The organism is Cellulosimicrobium sp. Marseille-Q8652, from assembly GCF_965112045.1.
Genome location: NZ_CBCOPS010000002.1, coordinates 1,103,947 through 1,126,498, shown reverse-complemented (window position 1 = coordinate 1,126,498; position 22,552 = coordinate 1,103,947). Strand labels below are relative to the sequence as shown.

Sequence of the window (22,552 nt, the reverse complement as noted above, 5' to 3'; positions counted from 1 at the left end):
CCCCGTGGGGCGCCGTCGTACGTCCAGCCTAGTTCCTGACCGTCACCCCGGAGCCGCGAGACCCGCCAGGAGGGACGCCGCGTCGGTGCTCGCGTCGAGCAGCGCGCCGATGTGGGCACGGCTGCCCCGCAGCGGGTCCATCATCGGGACGCGCTGCAGCGACGGCGAGCCCGGCACGTCGAAGATCACGGAGTCCCAGCTGGCCGCCGAGACCTGGTCCCCGAACCGCGCCATGACCTCCCCGCGGAAGTACGCGCGCGTGTCCTCCGGCGCGTGGTGCACCGCCGCTCCCACCTCTCGCTCGGTGACGACCCGGTCGACGGCCCCCGCGGCGAGCAGGCGGTGGTAGATCCCGCGCTCGGGACGCACGTCGGACCACTGCAGGTCCAGCGCCGCCAGCCGGGAGTGGCCCCAGTCGAGACCGTCGCGCTCGCGCAGGCGGTCGAGCAGGCGCAGCTTCGCGACCCACTCGACGTCGCGCGCGCACGACTCCCGGTCGGTCGCGAGACGCGTCAGCACGGACTCCCAGCGCTCCAGGACGTCGCGCGTCGGCGCGTCCGTGCCGTCCCCGCCCGCGAGGCGCCGCGACGCCTCCGTCGCGACCTCGAGGTACTCGCGCTGGATCTCCAGCGCGGTGAGCGTCCGGCCGTCCGCGAGCCGCAGCCCCTGCGTCAGGTCGAGGTCGCGACTCACGCGCTGCACGTCGCCCACCGGGTCGGCGAGCCGCAGGCCCGCGAGGCGCGCCCGCACCGCGGCCCCCAGCTCCTCGAGGTGCTCGACCACGAACAGCACGAGCGACGTCGTGCCCGTCTTGAGGTACGTCGCCGTCTCGAAGAGGTTGGCGTCGCCGATGATGAGGTGCAGGCGCCGCCACCGCTGCCGGTCAGCGTGCGGCTCGTCGCGCGTGTTGACGATCGGGCGCCGCAGGGTGGTCTCGAGACCGACCTCGGCCTCGACGTAGTCCGCACGCTGCGAGACCTGGAACCCGTCCCCCTCGCCCGTCGGCCCCAGCCCGACCCGCCCCGACCCGGCGAACACCTGCCGCGTGACGAGGAACGGCGTGAGGACCTCGACGATCACGCCGAACGGCACCGCGCGGTCCACGAGGTAGTTCTCGTGCGTGCCGTAGCTCGCGCCCTTGCCGTCCGCGTTGTTCTTGTAGAGCACGACCGGCGCACCCGGCGCGCGGGCGAGCTCGCGCGACGCCGCGAGCATCACGCGCTCCCCCGCGACGTCCCAGCACACCACGTCGTGCGGCACGGTCACCTCGGGCGACGAGTACTCCGGGTGCGCGTGGTCGACGTACAGGCGTGCACCGTTCGTCAGGATGACGTTCGCCGCGCTCGGGTCGTCGTACTCCTCCGTCGTCGGTCGTGCGACCTCCTGGAACGACGCGTCCTTCTCGTCGGCCCCGTCCCCCGCGACCGGTCCCGACGGCGCCGGCGCGGCCGGGTCGTCCGTCAGCAGCGACGGGTGCGCCGACGCGCGCGGCACGTGGAACCCGCGCGCGTCCTGCAGCGGGTCCTCGTCGTCGTAGTCCCAGCGGGCGCGACCCCGCGCGCCGTCGCTGCGTGCGGCGAGCGCTCGGTACGTCGTGACGACCTGGCTCGACATGAGCATCGGGTTCGCCAGGGGCTGGCCCGGCTGCAGCACGCCGTACTCCGTCTCGATCCCCATGACCCGTCGAACGCTCACGCGCCCACCCTAAGCCGCACCTGCGACGACGCGTCGGCCGTGTCCACCATCGGTGCTCGGGCCGGCCGCGGGTCGTGGTGTCGGGTCCGCGGGTGGGGCGCCGTCGGTGCTCGGGCTGTCCGCGCCGTCGCCACAGTCTTTCGGCCGTGGGTTCTCGGAGCGCGGCCTCGACGCCCGTCGCATCCGACGTCGCCCCACCCGCTCGTCCGGTCCCTCACCGACTCGCTCGGTGAGGTCCGTACGCGACGGCGCCGGGGCGTGGCCGGAGGGGCGGCCGCCCCGGAGTGCCACGTCCCGGCGCCACCGACACCGCCTCTCGGAAGCCCGGGAGCGCTACAGGTACTGGCCGGTGTTCGTCACGGTGTCGATGGTGCGCGGGGAGCCGCCCTCGCCCTTCTTCTGGACGATCGTGCGGATGAAGACGATGCGCTCGCCCTTCTTGCCGCTGATGCGCGCCCAGTCGTCGGGGTTGGTGGTGTTCGGCAGGTCCTCGTTCTCCTTGAACTCGTCGACGCACGCCGCGAGCAGGTGGTCGACGCGGATGCCGCGCTGCCCGGTGGCGAGGAGGTCCTTGATCGCGGACTTCTTCGCGCGGTCGACGACGTTCTGGATCATCGCGCCGGAGTTGAAGTCCTTGAAGTAGAGGATCTCCTTGTCGCCGCTCGCGTAGGTGACCTCGAGGAACTGGTTCTCCTCGTCCTCGGAGTACATGCGCTCGACGACGGAACGGATCATCGCGTCGAGCACCTCGCGCTCGTCGCCGCCGTGCTCGGCGAGGTCCGCCGCGTGGATCGGCAGGTCGTCGGTGAGGTACTTCGCGAAGATCTCCTTGGCCCCCTCGGCGTCGGGCCGCTCGATCTTGATCTTGACGTCGAGGCGTCCGGGCCGCAGGATCGCCGGGTCGATCATGTCCTCGCGGTTCGAGGCGCCGATGACGATGACGTTGTCGAGGCGCTCGACGCCGTCGATCTCCGACAGGAGCTGCGGCACGATCGTCGTCTCGACGTCCGACGAGAGGCCGGTGCCGCGCGTGCGGAAAAGGGACTCCATCTCGTCGAAGAACACGACGACGGGCGTGCCCTGGGACGCCTTCTCCCGCGCCCGCGCGAAGATCAGCCGGATGTGCCGCTCGGTCTCGCCGACGTACTTGTTGAGGAGCTCGGGACCCTTGACGTTGAGGAAGAAGCTCTTCGCGCTGCCGGGCGCGACGTCCTCGCCGCGCGAGCGCGCGACGGTGTGCGCGAGCGAGTTCGCGACGGCCTTGGCGATGAGCGTCTTGCCGCAGCCGGGCGGGCCGTAGAGCAGGACGCCCTTGGGCGGGCGCAGCCCGTGCTCGCGGAAGAGGTCGGGGTGCGTGAACGGCAGCTCGACGGCGTCGCGGATCTGCTCGATCTGCGGGCCGAGCCCGCCGATGTCCTCGTACCGGATGTCCGGGACCTCCTCGAGGACGAGCTCCTCGACCTCGGACTTGGGGATCACCTCGAACACGAAGCCGGAGCGCGTGTCGATCGTCAGGGAGTCGCCGACGCGCAGCGCGGTGTGCGCGACGGATCCCGCGAGGCGCACCACGCGCTCCTCGTCGGCACGCCCGACGACGAGCGCGCGGTCGGCGTCGAGGATCTCCTTGACCGTGACGATCTCGCCGGTGCGCTCGTACCCGCCGGCGGCGACGACCGTCATCGCCTCGTTGAGCTTGACCTCCTGGCCCGGGCGCAGCCGCTCGACGTCGAGGCTCGGGCTCGCGCCGACGTGCATCTTGCGACCGGACGCCGACACGTCGACGGAGCCGTCCGGGTGCGCCGCGAGGAACACCGCGTACGTGCCCGGGGGCTTGGCCAGGTCGTCGATCTGGCGCTTGAGGTCGAGGATCTGGTCGCGCGCGGCGCGCAGCGCCTCGGCGAGCCTCTCGTTCTTCGCGGAGAGCAGCGCGAGCTCTCGCGCACCGCTGGGCGCGCCCTCGTCGCTTCGGCCGAATGTCTCGCTCATCGGGTGTTCCCCTCTCGCCGGCGGCTCCCCCGGTCGCCGCACGGCAGCCGGGAGGCCCGCGGCGTGAGCCGCGACCTGCCGTGGTCGGCCACCACCGGCGATCGGGTTCTAGACCTTAGGCACAATTCTGGTCCGCGTACACGGACGACACCCACCGTGAGACGACGCGGCACCGATCGTTACCGGAACGTCACGCACCCGACACGTCGTCCGGGGCCTCGCCGCCATCGCCCGACGCGGCCTCCGACGCGGTGTCGGGAGCGACCTCCGACGCGGTCTCCGGGGTGTCCGCCCCGGGTGCCTGCCCGACGTCGCGCCGCACGCGGCGGATCTTCTTCTCGGACACCGGGCGCTCCCCGAGCTCCTCGGGGGACCACTGCTCGGCGTCCGTCGGGTAGGCGCCCTTCGCGGGCCGGCGCCTGCGCTCCGGCGGCGCGACGCCGTCGGCGAGACGCCTCGCGGTGAGGAGGAAGCCGGTGTGCCCGATCATGCGGTGCTGCGGTCGCACCGCGAGCCCTTCGAGGTGCCAGCCGCGGACCATCGACTCCCACGCGACGGGCTCGGCGTAGCGGCCGTCGGAGCGCAGGTCCTCGGCGAGGCGGGAGAGCTGGGTGGTGGTCGCGACGTAGCAGACGAGCACCCCGCCCGGCACGAGCGCCCGCGCCACGACGTCGAGGTTCTCCCACGGGGCGAGCATGTCCAGGACCACGCGGTCCACCGTGCCGTCCGCGGCGACCGTCGGCAGGACGTCGGCGAGGTCGCCCACCGAGAGCGTCCACGCGGGGTGCTCGCCGCCGAAGAAGTTCTCGACGTTGCCGCGCGCGATCGCCGCGAAGTCCTCGCGCCGCTCGATCGAGTGCAGCTCGCCCGCGTCCCCGACGGCGCGCAGGAGCGACATGGTGAGCGCGCCCGAGCCCACCCCCGCCTCGATCACGCGCGCACCGGGGAAGACGTCGGCCATCGCGACGATCTGCCCGGCGTCCTTGGGGTAGACCACCGCGGCGCCGCGCGGCATGGAGAGCACGTAGTCGGAGAGCAGCGGGCGCAGGGCGAGGTACTCGATCCCCGCGGTGTTGCGCACGACGGAACCCTCGGGGGCACCGATGAGGTCGTCGTGCCGGAGGTAGCCCTTGTGGGTGTGGAACGTGGCCTCCGGCGCGAGCGTGATGGTGTGCAGGCGGCCCCGGGGGTCCGTGAGCTGCACCTTGTCCCCCACGCGCAGCGGGCCGCGCCGCTGGTCGGCGCCGGTCGCGCCGGCGGGCGCGGAGCGGTCCGCGGTCTCGGGGGCGGAGGGCTGGCCGGGCGGGGTGGCGGGGGGCTCGTCGGTCCCGGGCGACCATCCTACGGGCAGCCCCGCCGCGGTCCGCCCGGCGCGTAGGACGCCCGGGACCGCGAGGCGTCCGGGACGCCGGTCAGCGCCGTCGCGCGTCGCGGAGCGCGCCGACGACCCGCGCGACCTCGAGCACCCCGACGACGCGGCCGCCGTCGGTCACGGGCACGAGGGCCGTCTGGCGACCCACGCGGGCGAGCGCCGCGAGCATCTCCTGGCCGGCGAGAGCCGCGTCGACGGTGGCGCCCGGCGGGAGCGGCACGGCGACCGCCCCGACCGGGGTGGACTCGGCGGCGTCGGGCGGCACCGCGGCGGCCGCGGCCGGGTCGACGTACCCGACCGTCCTGCCGTCGGCGTCGACCAGCACGGCCAGAACGTGCGGTCCGCCCGCGACCGCGACGGCGCGGCCGGCCGCCGCGACCGAGGCACCGGGGCCGACCGGGACGGCAGGCCCGGCGAGCCCTCGCACGGACAGCCCCGAGACGGCCTCGCGCGTCCGGCCGGCGGCGATCGCCTGTCCTGCGCCGGACCACAGGAACGCGCCGATGAGCGCAGCCCACGCGACGGTCCAGAGAGAGGGCTGGGCGCCGACCGACAGCGGCCACAGCAGCGCCCACGCGACGACGCCCACGGCGACGGCCCGCCCGACCCACCCCGCGGCGACCGTGCCCCTGGTGCGCGACCCGGTCGCCGCCCACACGGCGGCCTCGAGGATCTGCCCGCCGTCGAGCGGCAGCCCGGGCAGGAGGTTGAAGAACCCGACGAACGCGTTGGAGAACGCGCCCGCGTAGAGCAGCAGAGCGGGGACGGAGAAGACGTCCATCGCCTGGAAGGAGAGCCAGAACACGACCGCGAGCGCGAGGTTCGTCAGCGGGCCGACGACCGAGATGAGGAACCCGTCGAGCGGACGGGCCGACGTCCCGGAGTAGGCGGTGTGCCCGCCCCACAGAGTCACGGCGAGCTCGGTCACGTGCTGGCCGCGCGCACGCGCGACGAGAGCGTGCGCGACCTCGTGGAGGAAGACGGAGCCGAAGAGCAGCAGGACGAAGACGAACGAGACGAGGAACCGCTCGCCGCCGAGCTGGGGCGCGAGGTTCTCGACCGTCGGGGCGAACAGCACGGTGAGGATCGCGGCGGCCAGGAACCACGACGGCGTGAGGATGACGGGAGCACCCGAGACGCGGCCGATCACCCAGCCCTTCGTGCGCCCGGGCACGTCCTGACGTGGGGGCGTGCGGGGGGCTCGGGGCTCTGGTCCGTCCACCGGCACAGACTATGCGGTCGCCGGGTCCGCTCCCCCGAGCACGACGGCGAGCTCCTCCCGCGAGTGGATCCCGAGCCGCGTGTAGACCTTGCGGAGGTGGTACTCGACCGTCTTGGGGCTGAGGAACAGGGCGGCGGCCGCCTCGCGCGTCGTCCGCCCCTCCGCGAGGAGGAGGCACACCTGCAGCTCCTGCGGGGTGAGCGCGTCGGCACCCGCTCCCTCCCGCGCGGGGACCCTCTCGCCGGTCGCCCCGAGCTCGGCCCGCGCGCTCGCCGCCCAGATGACGGCCCCGAGGGTCTCGAACGTGCCCAGCGCGTCCCGCAGGAGCGGCCGGGCGTCGACGCGGCGCGCGGCCCGACGCAGCCGCATCCCGTAGGCGAGCTGTGTCCGGGCGCGCTCGAAGAGGTCCCTCGTCCGTGCGTGCCGTGCGAGCGCCGAGTCGAAGTGCGCCGCGAGCTCGCCCTCGGCGGCGACGAGGCCGAGCGCCCGGTCGGCGCGCGCGAGCGTCCACGGACGCCCGCTGGCCGTCGCGGCGGCCGCGTACCGCACGGCGACCGTCCGCGCCTCGCCGGCCCGGCCGGTCCGCAGCAGGGCGTCGACCAGCTCCGGCCCGGGATGCAGGTCGGGGTCGCCGACACCCAGGAGCTCGAGGCGCGCCGCGAGCGCCGTGAGCCGGTCCGCCGCCTCGCCCGACGCGCCCTCCGACAGCGCGAGGTCGCCGAGCGCCAGCTCGCACCAGATCTCGCCGAACAGCATCGACCGCTCACGGCAGAGCGCCGACGCCTCCGCCGCGTGCTCCCGGCACGCCGCCGCCCGTCCCGCCCGCGACTCGAGCCAGGTGAGTCCCGCGAGCGCCATGGCGAGCCCGCCGCCCTGACCGGTCTCCCGGGCCAGGCGTGCCGCCTCGTCGTAGTTGGCGGCCGCCCGGTCCCAGGCGTTCGAGGTCGCCTGGTCCCGCGCGACGTGGAAGAGCACGTCGGGCAGCACGCCCACGCCGACGCGCGTGCGGACCTGGTCCACCAGGTCGCGCAGCCGCGCCCCGTCGACGGCGTCGCGCAGGAACAGCGGCGCCAGCATCAGCCACGGCAGCGCCGCGGGATGGGTGAGCGGGTCGACGTGCTCGGCGAGCAGCGCGACGGCGGCGCGCAGCCGGGCCGTGCTGTCCCGGCCGAGCAGGACGCCCGACGCCCCGGACGACGCCAGGCCGACGGCCCGCGCCACGGGGTCCGTCGTCCCGGGGAGCGCGGCGACGAGTCGGGCCTCGACCCGGCGCAGGGCCACCGTGTCGACGAGGTACATGCACGCGCGGCTCGCCTCCGCGAGCAGCAGCACGCGCTCGTCGGCAGCGGCGAGGCCGGCCGCCCGCTCGAGCAGGTCCAGGCCGGCGCGCACCGACCCGGAGCGCAGCGCGAGGGTCGCCCGCAGCTCCGCTCCCGTCGCGGTGAGGGGTCCGGTCGGCGGCTCGGCCTCGTCCAGCAGGGCCAGGGCACGCTCCGGCAGGCCTCCCGACGCCGCGGCGCGGGCCGACGCGAGCAGTCGTGACCGTGCCGCCTCGGGCGCCGGGCTGAGACGGGCCGCGCGCTCGAGCGCGGTCGACGCGACCGTGAACGCCGTCCGCGCCGTCGCGCGGGCACCGAGCTCCTCGAGGAGCGCCGCGACGTCCTCGTCGAGCCGGGTCGTGGCGGCCGCGAGGTGCCACGCGCACCGGTCGGCGTCCACGGCCCGGAGCTCGTCGGCGAGGCTCCGGTGCGCGCGACGCCGGAGGTCCTGGTCCGCCGCGCCGTAGACGACCGAGCGCAGCAGCGGGTGGCGGAAGGCGATGCGCGGGCCCTCGACCGTGACCAGCCCGGCCGCCGCGGCACCGTCGAGTCCGGCGGGGTCGAGCGCGAGCCGACGACAGGCCGCGCGGGTCAGGCGGAGGTCGCCCCCGGCCAGCGCCGCCACGAGGGCGACGGCGCGCTCGGCCGTCGACAGGGCGTCGAGCCGCCGGGCGAAGGCCCGCTGGAGCCTCTCGGGAAGCGTGTGCGGGAACCCCGCGGCGGCGTCGCCCGCCGTCGGGTCGTCGTCCGGCTCCCCCGCCAGCTCGAGCAGGGCGAGGGGGTTGCCGCCCGTCTGCCGGTAGAGCTCGTCGTGCGCCCGGGAGGGACCGTCCGGGTAGGCCTCGCGGAGCAGCCGCGTCGCGGCGTCCCGCGCGAGGCCTCCGAGGTCGAGACCGGGCAGGCCGCGCACGGGCTCCGGGAGCTCGCCGCTGCGTCCCGCGATCAGCACCGCGACGGGGTCGTCGCGCACGCGGCGGGCGGCGAAGGCCAGCGCGTCGACCGAGGGCCGGTCGGCCCACTGAGCGTCGTCCAGCACGACGACGACCGGGCCGTCCTCCGCGTACCGGCTGAGCAGGCTCAGCGTCGCCGCGCCGATGGCGAACCGGTCCCGCCCGTCGCCGGGACGAAGACTGAGCGCGGCCCCGAGCTCGACCGCCTGGGGCTGGGGGATCTCGTCGAGCAACGGCACGGCGGGCCGCAGCAGGGCGTGCAGCGCCGCGAACGGCAGCTCCTGCTCCACCTCCGCGGACGTCACCGCGAGCACGCGCGTGCCCCCTCCGTCACGGACGGACGTCGCGACGGCGTCGGTCAGCAGGGCCGTCTTGCCGATGCCGGGCTCCCCCGTGACGGTCAGCGCGCCACCACGCCCGAGACGCGCCGAGGCGAGGAGGCGGGAGACCACCTCCTGCTCGGCCGCCCTGCCGAGGAGCACCACGTCCATGAGTCTAGGGAGGCGTCGACCGGCCGCGCCGGGACGACTCTCCCGGCCCGAGGACCAGGGGGCCCACCTGACGCGGGGGCCAGGCTCCGACGCCTACGTTCACCGGTACCGGCACCCGCCGGGAACCGACACGACAGGAGCATCCGATGACCACCTCGAGCGAGGCGCCCCCGGCCCTCGACATGGACGCGCTCATGGCGTTCGTCTTCCGCGCGGTCGACGAGGTCGGCGCGACCCTCAACGCGGCGCTCGTCGTCCTCGGCGACAAGCTCGGCTACTACCGCGACCTCGCGGCCCACGGCCCCACGACGCCCGCCGAGCTGGCCGAGCGCACCGGGACCGCCGAGCCGTACGCCCGCGAGTGGCTCAACGCCCAGGCCGCGGGCGCCTACCTGACCTACGACCCGCCGTCGGGCCGCTACACGCTCCCGCCCGAGCAGGCGGTCGCGCTCACGGTGGAGGACAGCCCGGCGTTCCTGCCCGGCTTCTTCCAGATCGCCCTCGGCACGGTGCACGACGTCGACCACGTCCTCGACGCCGCCCGCAGCGGCGGGGGGTACGGGTGGCACGAGCACGTGCCGGACGTCCACGTGGGCTGCGAGCGGTTCTTCCGGCCCAGCTACCACGCGCACCTGGTCGCCGAGTGGCTCCCCGCGCTGGACGGGGTCGTGGAGAAGCTGCAGGCCGGCGCCCTCGTGGCGGACGTCGGGTGCGGGCACGGCGCCTCGACCGTGCTCATGGCCCAGGCCTTCCCGCGGTCCCGGTTCGTCGGCTCCGACTACCACGCCGAGTCGATCGCCACCGCGCGTCGGCGGGCGGCGGACGCGGGCGTCGCGGACCGCGTGCGGTTCGAGGTGGCCTCGGCCCAGGAGCTCCCGGGCACGAGCTTCGACCTCGTCACGATGTTCGACTGCCTGCACGACATGGGCGACCCCGTCGGGGCGGCCGAGCAGGTCCGGCGCGCGCTGGCTCCGGACGGCACCTGGATGGTCGTCGAGCCGATGGCCGGCGACCACGTGGAAGACAACCTCAACCCTGTGGGGCGGGCCTACTACGGCTTCTCCACGCTGCTGTGCACGCCCGCGTCGCTGTCCCAGGACGTCGGGCTCGCCCTCGGCACGCAGGCCGGGCCGGCGCGGATCCGCGACGTCGCGACCGCGGCGGGCTTCGGCCGGTTCGCGTCGGTCGCCGAGACGCCGTTCAACCGCGTGCTGGAGATCCGGCCCTGACAGACCGGCCCCGCGGGCTGTAGGAAGGAACCGAGAGGGAGGAAGGACATGCGAGCGGAGGAGCCGCGGCCGGCCCGGCTGCCCGACCGCACGGGCGTCACCGTCCGCGACGGCGTGCGGCTCCCCTGGGCCGTCCACGGCACCGGGTCCACCACCGTGTTGCTGCTGCCCACCTGGTCGCTCGTGCCCTCCCGCTTCTGGAAGGCGCAGGTGCCCTACCTCTCGCGGTCGTCGCGCGTCGTCACGTTCGACGGTCGCGGCAGCGGGGACGCCGGGCGGCCCGAGGGCGCCGCGGCCTACACCGACGAGCAGTACGCGGCCGACGCGGCCGCGGTGCTCGACGCGACGGGGACCGACCGCGCCGTCGTCGTCGGGTACTCGTGCGGGGCGGCCTGGGCGGTCCACCTGGCGGTGGCGCACCCGGCACGCGTGCAGGGGATCGTCGGCATCGCGCCGTCGTGCGGGCTCGACGTGGCAGCACCGGAGCGCGAGCGGTACGCGTGGGACACCCACCACGACACCACCGACGGCTGGGCCAAGTACAACAAGGAGTACTGGCTCGGCGGTGGCTACGACGACTACGTCGACTTCTTCGCCGGGCGGATGTTCACCGAGCCGCACTCCACGAAGCAGGTCGAGGACGTCGTGGGGTGGGCCCACGAGATCTCCCCGCAGACGCTCGCCGACACCACGGCGGGGCGGCTCGGGCTCGAGGGCGCCACCGCGACGCCGCTCGACCCCCTGTGCCGGCAGGTGCGCTGCCCGGTGCTCGTCGTGCACGGCGCGCAGGACGCGGTCCGGCCCGCCGCGATCGGGCGACGGCTCGCCGAGCTGACCGGCGGCGGTCTCGTCCTCGTCGAGGGCGGGGGCCACGGCCTGCCTGCGCGAGACCCCGTCCGGGTGAACCTGCTCCTGCACGAGTTCGTCGACGCGAGCACCGCCGCGCAGACCGGCTCCCCGCCGCGCCGGGGGACCTGGACGCGCGCGCAGCACCGTGGGCGTCGGGCGCTCTACCTGTCCTCCCCGATCGGCCTCGGCCACGCCCGGCGGGACCTGGCCGTCGCGCGCGGCCTGCGCGAGCACCACCCGGACCTCGAGGTCGAGTGGCTCACCCAGCACCCCGTGACCCGTGTGCTCGCCGACGCCGGCGAGCGGGTCCACCCCGCCTCGGCGTGGCTCGCGAACGAGTCCGCCCACGTCGAGGACGAGTCCGCCGACCACGACCTGCACGCGTTCCAGGCGATCCGCCGGATGGACGAGATCATGGTCGCGAACTTCATGGTGTTCGCGGAGGTGGTGGAGGAGGGCGGCTACGACCTCGTCGTCGGCGACGAGGCGTGGGACGTCGACTACTTCCTCCACGAGAACCCGGAGCTCAAGCGGTTCTCGTTCGCCTGGATGACCGACTTCGTCGGCTGGCTCCCGATGCCCGACGGCGGCGCCCACGAGGCGGCGCTCACCGCGGACTACAACGCCGAGATGATCGAGCAGCGCGAGCGCTTCCGGCGGGTCCGCGACCGCTCCGTCTTCGTCGGCGACCCGGCGGACGTCGTCGACCTCCCGTTCGGCCCCGGGCTGCCGGGCATCAGGGAGTGGACCGAGGCCCACTTCGACTTCGCCGGCTACGTCACGGGGTTCGTGCCGCCGACCGCGGAGGACCGGCAGGAGCTGCGACGGAGCCTGGGCGTCGGTCCCGACGACGTGCTGTGCGTCGTCACCGTCGGAGGGTCCGGGGTCGGCACGTCGCTCCTGCGGCGGGTGCTCGACGCGGTCCCGGTGGCGCGACGCCTCGACGACCGCCTCCGCTTCCTCGTCGTGACCGGCCCGCGGATCGATCCCGCCGCCCTCCCCCGGCGTCGTGGCGTCGCGTATCGCGGGTACGTGCCGGAGCTGTACCGGCACCTGGCCGCGTGCGACCTCGCCGTGGTCCAGGGCGGCCTGACGACGTGCATGGAGCTCGCCGCCGCGGGGACGCCGTTCCTCTACGTCCCGCTGCGGCACCACTTCGAGCAGAACGTCCACGTCCGGCACCGCCTCGAGCGCTACGGCGCCGGACGGTGCGTGGAGTACGCCGAGGCGTCCGACCCGGACGCGCTCGCCGCGGCGATGGTGGCCGAGCTCTCCGGCGGCCGCGACCGGCGCACCCTGCCGGTCGAGACCGGCGGCGCCGCGCGCGCCGCCTCGATGCTCGCCGAGCTGCTCTGACGCCGGGCTCCGCAGCGGCTCAGGGACGCGCGGCGGGCTCCGGGGCGCTCGGGGCGTCGTCGCCCAGGAGGTCGACGACCTCGCCGGACACGAGGCGCGCGAGGAGGCCGAGGTCGACGAGCTCGAGGGACGGGGTGCGGCTCAGCCCCGCCGCGCGCTCGACCGGCACGACCGCCTGCACGCCGAGCGTGGCCGCACCCGACGCGCGGGCCGACGCGATGCCCGCCGGCGAGTCCTCGATAGCGACGCACCGCGTGACGTCGACACCCAGGCGCTCCGCCGCGAGGAGGTACGGCTCCGGGTCGGGCTTGCCGCGCTCGACCTCGTCGCCGCACACGAGCACCTGGAACGCGTCCGACGGCGCGAGCTGTGCGACGGGCTCGGCGAGCTCGCGGTACGACATCGTCACGAGCGCGCACGGGACGCCCGCCTCGCGCAGCGCGACGAGCAGCTCGCGGGCACCGGGCTGCCAGGGCACCTCGACGCGGACCTGGTCGATGACGCGGCCGATGAGGAACTGCACGATCTCCTCGACCGGCAGGTCGACACCGCCGCGGTCGCGGATGATCTGCGCGGAGGTGAGCAGCGGGTTGCCGACGAGCGACATCGCGTCCTCGTGCGTCCACGTGCCGCCGTGCGCGTCGACGAGCTCGTGCTCCGCCGCGATCCAGTACGGCTCGGTGTCCACGAGCGTGCCGTCCATGTCCCACAGGACGGCCTCGGGCAGGGTGACGGGGACGGCGGGGTCCGCGGCGCTCTGACCTGCGGAGACGTCGGTGGTGCGAGAGGGCAAGAGGGATCTCCATCGTGAGTCGTGCGACCGGTCGCGCACCCACCGACCCTAACGGCATCGCGCGCCGCCGGCCGCGGGCGCCCCGGGTGCGGCACGTCACCCCGGCGCGAGGCCCTGGCGCGAGGCCCTGGCAGACCGAGCCCACGCGGCGTAGCGTGCCCTCGTCCGCTCTCGGTCCTGTCCCGACCCGTTCCCGAGCCCTTTCCTCTGCCGTCCGCGAGCCCGTCCGCGGGCGGTCCGCGTGCCGCCGAGGCCCGCCGAGGAGGTCCTCATGACACAGTTCGGCCGGTCCGACGACCTGCGGGGCGCGTCGTTCGTCGGCGCGGACCTGCGGGGCGCCCGGTTCGTCGAGTCCGACCTCTCCGGCGTCGTGATGCGGGGCGTCGAGGTGCGGTCGATGGACGTCGACGCGCCGTGGCTCGCCGACGCAGGCGCGTCCTTCCGGGTCAACGGCGTGGACGTGACCGCGTTCGTCGAGACGGAGCTCGACCGCCGGTTCCCCGGCCGGTCCCTGCGCCGTGCCACGGAGCCCGACGCGCTGAAGGAGGCCTGGGCCGCGCTGGAGCGCACGTGGGCGGCGACGCTGGACCGGGCCGGGTCGATGCCGGCCGGCACGGTCGACGTCCAGGTCGACGGCGAGTGGTCGTTCGCGCAGACGCTGCGGCACCTGGTCCTCGCCACGGACGTCTGGCTGCGGCGGGCGGTCCTGGGCGTGGAGCAGCCGTTCCACCCGCTCGGGCTGGCGGGCCCGGGTGCCGGGGACGACGGCCTGGACCTGTCGGTCCTCACGACGCGCACGCCGACGTACGCCGAGGTGCTCGAGGCCCGTGCCGGACGGGTCGCCATGGTGCGCGACGTCCTCGCCGCCGTGACGGCGGACGACCTCGCGACGGCGCGCACGAACCCGTGGTCCCCCGACCGCCCGGAGACGACGCTGTCGTGCCTGCACGTGGTCCTCGAGGAGGAGTGGGAGCACCACCGGTTCGCGGTGCGGGACCTGGAGACCATCGCGGCGCGCGGCGCGGACGGGTACGCCACGGGCGAACCTCTCCCGCCGCCGTCGGGCGGGTCCGCATAGGCTGGGGCGATGAGCGAGAACGCGCACGACGGCGCCCGCCAGACCGTGATGATCGCGGCGTTCGAGGGCTGGAACGACGCGGGGAGCGCCGCGACGTCCGCGCTGGCGCACCTGCACGAGGTGTGGGGGGCGGAGGACGTCGACGAGCTCGACCCCGAGGACTACCACGACTTCCAGGTCAACCGCCCGGTCGTGACGACCGACGAGGACGGCCGGCGCGAGATCACCTGGCCGACGACGACGATCGCGACCGCGACGATCGCCCCCAGCGGCCGCCGGGTCGTCCTCGTGCACGGGATCGAGCCGTCGATGCGGTGGCGCAGCTACTGCCGCGAGATCCTCGACATCGCCGTCGAGCACGACGTGCGCACCGTCGTCACGCTCGGCGCGCTGCTGGCCGACGTGCCGCACACGCGGCCGATCCCCATGACCGCGACCTCGGAGAGCGTCGGCCTGCAGGCCGTCCTCGACGTCGAGCCGAGCACGTACGAGGGGCCCACGGGCATCGTCGGCGTCCTGCAGCACGCCGCGGCGGAGCGGGGCATGCAGTCGGTCTCGCTGTGGGCGGCCGTCCCGCACTACGTCGCGCACCCGCCGTCGCCCAAGGCGACGCTGGCGATCCTCGCGCGCGTGGAGGAGCTCGTCTCCGAGGCGATCCCGCTCGGGGAGCTGCCCGAGGACGCGCAGGCGTGGCAGCACGGGGTCGACGAGCTCGCGGCCGAGGACGCCGAGATCGCGGAGTACGTGCAGCAGCTCGAGGAGGCGAAGGACACGGCCGAGCTCCCCGAGGCCAGCGGCGAGGCGATCGCGCGCGAGTTCGAGCGCTACCTGCGGCGGCGCGACCCGGGCGGTCCGGGCGAGCGCGGCAAGGGCCCGACGGTCTAGGGGCGCGCCGCCGGTTCCCGAGCGGTCAGAGCCGGACGCCCAGCAGGGCGTTGACCGCCCGGGCGACGACGCCGGGCGCGCCCTCGTCGTCCGCCCTCGTGTCCCGGCCGGGGCGCAGCGACTCCGCGGCCCACACGTCGACCGCCGCGAGCGCGGCGGGGGCGTCGAGGTCGGTGGCGAGCGCGGCCCGCACGGCGTCGAGCATCGCGGTGGCGTCGGGGCCACCGTTGCCCGAGACGGCGTCACGCCACGTCTCGAGCCGCGCAGCGGCGGTCGGCAGGTCGTCGTCCGTCCACTCCCACTCGGTGCGGTAGTGGTGCGCGAGGAGCGCGAGCCGGATCGCCATGGGGTCCACGCCCGTCGCGCGCAGGTTCGACACGAGCACGAGGTTGCCGAGCGACTTGCTCATCTTCTGGCCCTCGTAGGCGACCAGGCCCGCGTGCACGTGCACGCGCGGCGCCTCGCCGCCGGACAGGACGCGGTCGTGCGAGGACGACATCTCGTGGTGGGGGAAGAGCAGGTCCGCGCCGCCGCCCTGGACGTCGAACGGGAGGCCGAGACCGTCACGGGCGATGACCGCGCACTCGACGTGCCAGCCGGGACGACCGGTGCCGAGCACGCCGCCGTCCCACGCGGGCTCGCCCGACCGCTCGCGCCGCCACAGCAGCGGGTCGAGCCGGTCCTTCTTGCCGTCCCGGTCGGGGTCTCCCCCGCGTTCGGCGAACAACCGCTCCATGACGTCGCGCGGGAAGCGGGAGACGGACCCGAAGGCGCGGTCCGCCGACAGGTCTGCGTAGACGTCGCCCAGACCGGCGTCGGTGCCGCCCGCCCCGGGCTCGACGGGGACGCGGTACGCCGTCCCGTCCGCGAGCATCGCGGAGACCGCCTCCACGACGGCCGGGATCTTCTCGACCGCGCCGTCCCAGACGTCGGGCGGGACGACGCCGAGCGCCGTCATGTCCTCCGCGAAGAGCGCGATCTGCTGCGTCGCGAGCGCGCGCCAGTCGACGCCCGTGGCCGCGGCGCGCTCGAGCAGCGGGTCGTCGACGTCGGTGACGTTCGACGCGTACGTGACCCGCTGGCCGGCGTCGCGCCACGCGCGCACCAGGAGGTCGAACGCGACGTAGGTGTTCGCGTGGCCGATGTGCGTCGCGTCGTAGGGCGTGATGCCGCACGCGTAGAGCGTCGCGGTGTCACCGGGGGCGGCGACGACGAGCTCGCCGGTCGTCGAGTCGTGCACCCGGACGGGATGGCCACGGCCGGGAAGCTCGGGGATCTGGGGGGCGGGCCAGCTGTGCACGCGACCACCTTAACGGCCGCGTCGCACGCGTCGCGCCGCCGTCCCGCCCGGGCGGGCGCCCACGTGGCGCGCGACAATGCGGACGTGACGCACCCCACGCCCTCCGGCCCGTCCGCGCCGGGACGGCCGGCCGCAGGGCCTCGACCGGCCGCCGCCTGGCACGTCGACGCGGGCACGGCCGGCGAGGCCCGGCCGCTCGACCCAGGCGCGCTCGCGCCGGTCGCCGACCTGGTGCGCGGGCACGCCCCCACGGGACCGGCCGACGGGGCGACGTGGGTGCGCCTGCCGGACGTCGAGGCCCTGCACGAGGTCGCCGTGACGCTCGGCACCGACGCGCGCGCGGGGGCGCGGCGCCCGGACGCCCTCGGGTCGCGGCACCCGCTCGCCGTGGTCAAGCGCGTCACGGACGACTGGCTCCTCGTCGTGACGCCCACGGCCTGGTACACGCCGGACGACCGCCAGGTCCACACGGGCCGGTTCGCGACGCTCGTGGGCCCCGGCGTCGTGCTCACCGCCGAGGACGGTGGCGCCCGGGTGCACGACGAGATGCTCGACCGCCTGCAGGCTCCGGGCGCCCCGTGCGGCGGCGCGGTCCGGCGCGTGACCGCGGCCGCCGTCACCGCCGTCGTCGCCGGGGCCTCGGACGTCGAGCTGGAGCTCGGGGACGCGGTGGCGAGCACCGAGCGGATCGTGTTCGAGCAGCAGCGCGCCGACCCCCTCCAGCGCATCTACGACCTCAAGCGCGAGATCACCGAGGCGCGGCGCGCGCTGCTGCCCGTGACCGCCGAGCTGCCCGAGCTCCTGGACCCGGACGTGCCCGACCACCTCGGCGTGGACCGCCGCGTCCTCGAGCGCCTGGTCTCGACCGTCGAGCGCATCGACCGGCACCTCGACGCCCACGACGACCTGCTCTCCGACATGCTGCAGGTCCACATGTCGCAGGTCTCGGTCCGCCAGAACGAGGACATGCGCAAGATCTCGGCGTGGGCGGCGATCCTCGTCTACCCGACGATCGTCGCGGGCGTGTACGGCATGAACTTCGCCCACATGCCCGAGCTGGCCTGGACGCTCGGCTACCCCATGGCCCTCGCGCTCATGGCGGCCGGGTGCGTCGTGCTGTACCGGGTGTTCCGGCGCGCGGGGTGGCTCTGACCGGTCGTGCCGCCGTCGACGGTCAGGGCGTCGTGGCCGCGGTGCCGCCCGGCTCGAGGACCCCCGTCAGCAGGAGCAGCACGAGGAGCGCCGCGAGCACGAGGCGGTAGACGACGAACGGCGTGTAGCTGAAGGTCGAGACGATCTTGAGGAACGCGATGATGACGAAGTAGCCCACGACGAACGCGACGAGCGTGGCGATGAGCGTCGCCCCGGCGCCCGGTGCACCCGGCTGCGGCTCCCCCGCCGACTTGAACAGCTGGTAGAAGCCCGACCCGAGCACCGCGGGGATCGCGAGCAGGAACGAGTAGCGCGCCGCGGCCTCGCGCGTGAACCCCATGAGGAGCCCGGCGGTGATCGTGCCGCCGGAGCGGGAGACGCCCGGCACGAGCGCGAGCGCCTGCGCGAACCCGAACGCGACCGCCTGGCCGGGGGTCAGCTCGCGCAGCGCGCGACGCTTGGCGCCCACGCGGTCCGCCCAGCCGAGCAGGAGCGCGAAGACGGCCAGCATGAGGGCCGTGAGGTACAGGTTGCGGAACGTGTTCTCGATGGCGTCCTGGAACAGCAGCCCGAGGAGCACGATCGGGACCGAGCCCAGGGCGATGTACCAGGCCATCAGGGCGTCGTGGTCGCCGCGGCCCATGCGCGAGCGCCAGTCCGTGCCGTGGTCGCCGCGCAGCGCTCGCCACCACGCCACGCAGATCCGCGCGATGTCCCGGCGGAAGTAGAGCAGGACGGCCGTCTCGGTGCCGATCTGGGTGATGGCCGTGAAGGCCGCACCCGGGTCCTGGGACCCGATCAGCTCGCCGACGATGCGCAGGTGCGCGCTCGACGAGATCGGGAGGAACTCGGTCAGGCCCTGGACGAGGCCGAGGAGGACGGCTTCCCACGCATTCACGAGCGGCCACGATACCGGCCCGGGCACGCCGCCCCGACCACCGGGTGAACCTGCCTGCGACCGCGTCCGGCGGCGCGCGTCCGACCCGCGGGAGCCGGTGGGCGCCGGTACCCTCGGCTCCCATGGAACTCCGCCAGCTCGGCCGCACCGGCCTGCGCGTGTCCGTCCTCGGCCTCGGGACGATGACGTGGGCCCGCGACACCGACGAGCTCGACGCGGGAGAGCAGCTGCGCGACTTCGTGGACGCCGGCGGGACCCTCGTCGACACCGCGGCGTCGTACGCCGACGGGGACGCCGAGTCGCTGCTCGGGTCGCTGCTGGGCGACAAGGTCTCCCGGCGCGACGTGCTGCTGTGCACCAAGGCGGGCGTGCGGCACACGCCGCAGGGACCGGTCGTGGACGCGTCGCGCGGCGCGCTCCTCGACTCGCTCGACGACTCGCTCCACCGGCTGGGCACCGACCACGTCGACCTGTTCCTGGTGCACGCCCCCGACGCCGGCACGCCGTTCACGGAGACGCTCTCCGCGCTGCGCCACGCCGTCACGTCGGGTCGTGCGCGCTACGTGGGGCTCTCCAACCACCCCGGGTGGGCCACGGCGCAGGCCGCGGCGCTCCTCGGCGGGACCGACGACGTGGGCCTCGCGGCGGTCGAGGTCGAGTACTCGCTGCTGCAGCGCGGCGCAGAGCGGGAGGTCGTGCCCGCCGCCGAATCCCTCGGCCTGGGCCTCCTCGCGTGGTCGCCGCTCGGCCGCGGGGTGCTCACGGGCAAGTACCGCCGGTCGCTGCCCGCCGACTCGCGCGGGGCGTCGCCCCACCTGTCCGCGTTCGTCGAGCCGTACCTCGACCAGGGGTCGTCGGGCGTGGTCGAGGCCGTCGTGACCGCCGCGGAGGGCCTCGGGCGCGCGCCGCTCGACGTCGCGCTGTCCTGGCTGCTGGGTCGGCCCACCGTCGCGAGCGCCGTCGTCGGGGCCCGCACGCCCGCGCAGCTCCGCGCGTCGCTCGACGCGACCGACCTCGTGCTCCCGCACGCCGTGCGCGCGGCGCTCGACGACGTGAGCGAGATCGAGGTCGGGTACCCCGAGCGGTGGTGAGCCCGCGAGGTCAGCGCGCGCCGTCGGTCTCGAGCTCGCCCGCCAGCTCGTCGTCGTCGATCGTGTCGAGCGCGTCGTCCTCGTCGTCCGCCTCGTCCGCGTCCTCGTCGTCCTCGTCGTCCTCGTCGTCCTCCTCGGCGAGGTAGAACGGCGTCGCCTCCCCGTGCACCTGGCCGAGGGCCTCGTCGTAGACCTCGAAGGCGTCCGCGAGCACGTAGTAGGCGTCGTCCACGGACGGGTCGTCGTCCCCCCGGCGGGCGGCGACGGCGTTGTAGTGGGCCTCGAGCGCGGCGATGAACCGGTCGAGCGCGGCACGCGGGTCAGCGGTCATACCCTGACGGTAGCCCCGGGAGGGGCACAATGGGCACTCGAAAGTCGTCGGTGGCCGAGCGCGTCCGACCACCGACGGACCTGCGGAACGAGGACGGTGACACGTGGAGAGAAGGCCGACGTCACGCCGGCGGCCCGAGAGGGTCTCGCAGGGTGGGCAGTACGAGTACCGCGTCCTGACGATCGACCGCACGACGAGCCGGTCCGACGCGACCAGGCTCCTCACGGACGAGGCGGAGTACGGCCGGTGGGAGCTGGCCCGCACGCGCCTCTACGTCGGCGGGGAGCGGCGCGTGTGGCTGCGGCGCAAGATCATCCGGGTGCGCTCGACGCTGTGACCCGGGGGGCGCCCGCATGAGCGACGTCTTCACCAAGTCGCGCGCGGACGCGCCCCCGGGCTTCTTCGCGTGCGAGGCCGCCGGGCTCGCGTGGCTGCGCGTGCCCGGCGGCCCGCGCGTCGTGGAGGTCCGCGACGTGGGCCGCACGCACCTCGACCTGGAGCGGCTCGTGCCGAGCCGGCCGACCCCGTCGGCGGCCCGCGTGCTCGGGCGAGGGCTCGCCGTCGTGCACGACGCCGGCGCGCCCGCCTGGGGCGCGCCGCCCGCCGGCTGGGACGGGGACGGGTTCTTCGGCCCGCTCGACGACCCGCTGACGATGCCGACCGGCGCCTGGCCCGACTGGCCGACGTTCTACGCCGAGGCCCGCCTCGCGCCCGTGGTCGAGCAGGGTCGCCGACGCGGGGCGCTCGAGCCCGACGACGCGGCCCTCCTCGGGCGGCTCGCCGACCGTCTCCCCGACCTCGCGCGACCGGCGCTCGACGACTCCCCCGCGCGCGTGCACGGCGACCTGTGGTCCGGCAACCTCCTGTGGGTCGCCCCGGCGGGGACGCAGCGACCCGACGACGCGCCGGAGGCCGAGGGTGTGCTCATCGACCCCGCGGCGCACGGAGGGCACCGCGAGGCCGACCTCGCGATGCTCGCGCTCTTCGGCGCCCCGCACCTCGACGAGATCGTCGCGGGCTACCAGGAGGTCCGTCCGCTGGCCCGGGGGTGGCGGCACCGGGTCGCGCTCCACCAGGTCTACCCCGTCGCGGTGCACGCCGTGCTGTTCGGCGGCGGCTACCGCGCGCAGCTGCGCTCGACGGTCGCCGCGCTCCTCGACGGCCGCTGACGCGTCAGCAGGTGCGCAGGAGGCGGTCGAGCACGCGCACCCCGAACCGCAGCGAGTCGACGGGCACGCGCTCGTCGACGCCGTGGAACATGCCCGAGAAGTCGAGGTCGGCGGGCAGGCGCAGGGGCGCGAAACCGTAGCCCGTGATGCCGAGGCGCGCGAGCGACTTGTTGTCGGTCCCTCCCGAGAGCGTGTACGGCAGGACGGTCGCCTCCGGGTCCTCGGCGACCAGCGCGTCGACCATCGAGTCGACGAGGTCGCCCGTGAACGGCACCTCGAGCGCGATGTCGCGGTGGATCTCCTCGATCCGGACGTGCTCGCCCGCGAGCTCGCGGAGGCGTTCGAAGCCCTCCTCCTCGTGACCGGGGAGCAGTCGCGCGTCGATCGTGGCCTCCGCCCGGCCCGGGATGACGTTGGCCTTGTACCCGGCGCCGAGCTGGGTGGGGTTCGACGTGTGCCGCACCGTCGCGCCGACGAAGCGCGACGCGGGCCCGAGGGCTGCGACGAGCGCGTCGACGCTGCGCGGGTCCTCGGGGTCGTACCGCAGCCCCGTGAGGTCCGCGACGCCCCGCAGGAGCGCGTCGACCGTGGGCGTCAGCGTGTTCGGCCAGTGGTGCGTGCCGATGCGGGCGACGGCCTCGGCGAGACGCGTCACCGCGTTGTCGCCGTTGACCTGCGAGCCGTGGCCCGCGCGCCCCTCGGCGACGAGCCGCAGCCACGCGATGCCCTTCTCCGCGGTCTGCAGCAGGTACGCGCGCCGGCCGCCGACCTCCACGGAGAAGCCGCCCACCTCGCTGATCGCCTCGGTCGCGCCCTCGAAGAGCTCGGGCCGGTGGTCGACGGCGTAGCGCGCCCCGTAGGTCCCGCCCGCCTCCTCGTCGGCGAAGAACGCGACGACGACGTCGCGCGCCGGCTTGCGCCCCTCGCGCACCATCTGGCGCACGACGGCCAGGATCATCGCGTCCATGTCCTTCATGTCGACCGCGCCACGGCCCCACAGCAGGCCGTCGCGCTCCTCGCCGGCGAACGGGTCGACGGACCAGTCGGACGCCTGGGCCGGCACGACGTCGAGGTGCCCGTGGAGCACGAGCGCGGGCCGGGTCGGGTCCGTGCCCTCGAGCCGCACGACGACGCTCGCGCGCCCCGGTGCGGACTCGAAGAGCTCGGGCTCGAGCCCCACCTCGTGAAGGAGCGCCATGACGTGCTCGGCCGCAGCCCGCTCGCCGGGTCCGGACCCGTCGCCGAAGTTGGAGGTGTCGATGCGCAGGAGGTCCTGGCAGATGCGCACCACCTCGTCCTCGGCGGTCGGGACGGGCACGGCGGAGGACTCGGGGCGGACGCTCGTCATGCACCCACGCTACCGGGAGCGAGGTAGTACCCCGTTCC

At 75.1% G+C, this 22,552-nt stretch carries 18 protein-coding genes; 8 read left to right on the top strand and 10 right to left on the bottom strand.

The genetic code is table 11. The annotated features are described in order from the left end of the window. Positions 1-42 precede the first annotated feature (42 nt). From dop to ACWPWV_RS14865, 5 genes are all read right to left on the bottom strand, one after another. Complete coding sequence (gene dop / locus ACWPWV_RS14885; RefSeq protein WP_454044551.1) at positions 43-1,677, bottom strand: depupylase/deamidase Dop; 1,635 nt, start codon at positions 1,675-1,677, stop codon at positions 43-45. Between the two features lie 351 nt (positions 1,678-2,028). Then, positions 2,029-3,681: a proteasome ATPase gene (arc, locus tag ACWPWV_RS14880; protein WP_454043731.1), complete on the bottom strand. Its 1,653-nt coding sequence runs from the start codon at positions 3,679-3,681 to the stop codon at positions 2,029-2,031. Positions 3,682-3,871: 190 nt separating this feature from the next. Continuing rightward, positions 3,872-4,897, bottom strand: a complete 1,026-nt coding sequence (locus ACWPWV_RS14875) for a tRNA (adenine-N1)-methyltransferase (RefSeq protein ID WP_454043730.1) — start codon at positions 4,895-4,897, stop codon at positions 3,872-3,874. Between the two features lie 196 nt (positions 4,898-5,093). After that, a complete protein-coding gene (locus ACWPWV_RS14870) occupies positions 5,094-6,227 on the bottom strand; it encodes a site-2 protease family protein (protein ID WP_454043729.1) in 1,134 nt (377 codons plus the stop codon). A gap of 57 nt (positions 6,228-6,284) precedes the next feature. Beyond that, positions 6,285-9,029 carry an ATP-binding protein gene (locus tag ACWPWV_RS14865; RefSeq protein ID WP_454043728.1) on the bottom strand — a complete coding sequence of 915 codons (2,745 nt, stop codon included), beginning with the start codon at positions 9,027-9,029 and terminating at the stop codon, positions 6,285-6,287. Positions 9,030-9,181: 152 nt separating this feature from the next. Here ACWPWV_RS14865 and ACWPWV_RS14860 point away from each other — a divergent pair, with 152 nt between their 5' ends. Both ACWPWV_RS14860 and ACWPWV_RS14855 read left to right on the top strand, forming a co-directional pair. After that, positions 9,182-10,264 carry a class I SAM-dependent methyltransferase gene (locus ACWPWV_RS14860; RefSeq protein ID WP_454043727.1) on the top strand — a complete coding sequence of 361 codons (1,083 nt, stop codon included), beginning with the start codon at positions 9,182-9,184 and terminating at the stop codon, positions 10,262-10,264. Positions 10,265-10,312: 48 nt separating this feature from the next. Beyond that, positions 10,313-12,469: an alpha/beta fold hydrolase gene (locus ACWPWV_RS14855; RefSeq protein WP_454043726.1), complete on the top strand. Its 2,157-nt coding sequence runs from the start codon at positions 10,313-10,315 to the stop codon at positions 12,467-12,469. 19 nt (positions 12,470-12,488) lie between these two features. On the opposite strand, the gene ACWPWV_RS14850 is transcribed toward ACWPWV_RS14855, so the two are convergent. Next, positions 12,489-13,262, bottom strand: coding sequence for an HAD family hydrolase (locus tag ACWPWV_RS14850; RefSeq protein ID WP_454043725.1), 774 nt, complete (start codon positions 13,260-13,262; stop codon positions 12,489-12,491). A 271-nt stretch (positions 13,263-13,533) separates the two neighbouring features. On the opposite strand from ACWPWV_RS14850, the gene ACWPWV_RS14845 reads away from it, so the two are divergent. Further along, complete coding sequence (locus tag ACWPWV_RS14845) at positions 13,534-14,340, top strand: DinB family protein (RefSeq protein WP_454043724.1); 807 nt, start codon at positions 13,534-13,536, stop codon at positions 14,338-14,340. A gap of 9 nt (positions 14,341-14,349) precedes the next feature. Continuing rightward, entirely contained in the window at positions 14,350-15,225 is an 876-nt protein-coding gene (locus ACWPWV_RS14840; RefSeq protein ID WP_454043723.1) for a PAC2 family protein, read from the top strand. Between the two features lie 25 nt (positions 15,226-15,250). Here the strand turns inward: ACWPWV_RS14840 and mshC are convergent, their stop codons facing one another. Beyond that, positions 15,251-16,525, bottom strand: coding sequence for a cysteine--1-D-myo-inosityl 2-amino-2-deoxy-alpha-D-glucopyranoside ligase (mshC, locus tag ACWPWV_RS14835; protein WP_454043722.1), 1,275 nt, complete (start codon positions 16,523-16,525; stop codon positions 15,251-15,253). An 84-nt stretch (positions 16,526-16,609) separates the two neighbouring features. Between mshC and ACWPWV_RS14830 the strand changes: the two genes are divergently transcribed. Continuing rightward, positions 16,610-17,677 carry a CorA family divalent cation transporter gene (locus tag ACWPWV_RS14830; protein WP_454043721.1) on the top strand — a complete coding sequence of 356 codons (1,068 nt, stop codon included), beginning with the start codon at positions 16,610-16,612 and terminating at the stop codon, positions 17,675-17,677. 22 nt (positions 17,678-17,699) lie between these two features. Here the strand turns inward: ACWPWV_RS14830 and ACWPWV_RS14825 are convergent, their stop codons facing one another. Further along, the gene (locus ACWPWV_RS14825) at positions 17,700-18,575 is read right to left on the bottom strand and encodes an undecaprenyl-diphosphate phosphatase (protein WP_454043720.1); all 876 of its coding nucleotides are present in this window, start codon (positions 18,573-18,575) and stop codon (positions 17,700-17,702) included. A gap of 122 nt (positions 18,576-18,697) precedes the next feature. On the opposite strand from ACWPWV_RS14825, the gene ACWPWV_RS14820 reads away from it, so the two are divergent. Beyond that, positions 18,698-19,666 carry an aldo/keto reductase gene (locus ACWPWV_RS14820; protein WP_454043719.1) on the top strand — a complete coding sequence of 323 codons (969 nt, stop codon included), beginning with the start codon at positions 18,698-18,700 and terminating at the stop codon, positions 19,664-19,666. 10 nt (positions 19,667-19,676) lie between these two features. On the opposite strand, the gene ACWPWV_RS14815 is transcribed toward ACWPWV_RS14820, so the two are convergent. Continuing rightward, positions 19,677-19,997, bottom strand: a complete 321-nt coding sequence (locus ACWPWV_RS14815; RefSeq protein WP_454043718.1) for a primosomal protein — start codon at positions 19,995-19,997, stop codon at positions 19,677-19,679. 103 nt (positions 19,998-20,100) lie between these two features. Here ACWPWV_RS14815 and ACWPWV_RS14810 point away from each other — a divergent pair, with 103 nt between their 5' ends. Both ACWPWV_RS14810 and ACWPWV_RS14805 read left to right on the top strand, forming a co-directional pair. Continuing rightward, the gene (locus ACWPWV_RS14810) at positions 20,101-20,334 is read left to right on the top strand and encodes a DUF5703 family protein (RefSeq protein WP_454043717.1); all 234 of its coding nucleotides are present in this window, start codon (positions 20,101-20,103) and stop codon (positions 20,332-20,334) included. Between the two features lie 16 nt (positions 20,335-20,350). Next, positions 20,351-21,166 (top strand): fructosamine kinase family protein, encoded by an 816-nt coding sequence (locus tag ACWPWV_RS14805; protein ID WP_454043716.1) that lies wholly within the window; start codon positions 20,351-20,353, stop codon positions 21,164-21,166. Between the two features lie 4 nt (positions 21,167-21,170). Here ACWPWV_RS14805 and ACWPWV_RS14800 read toward each other — a convergent pair whose 3' ends face one another. Next, on the bottom strand, positions 21,171-22,514 hold the full coding sequence (locus tag ACWPWV_RS14800; RefSeq protein WP_454043715.1) for a M20/M25/M40 family metallo-hydrolase: 1,344 nt from the start codon (positions 22,512-22,514) through the stop codon (positions 21,171-21,173). Positions 22,515-22,552: the final 38 nt, after the last annotated feature.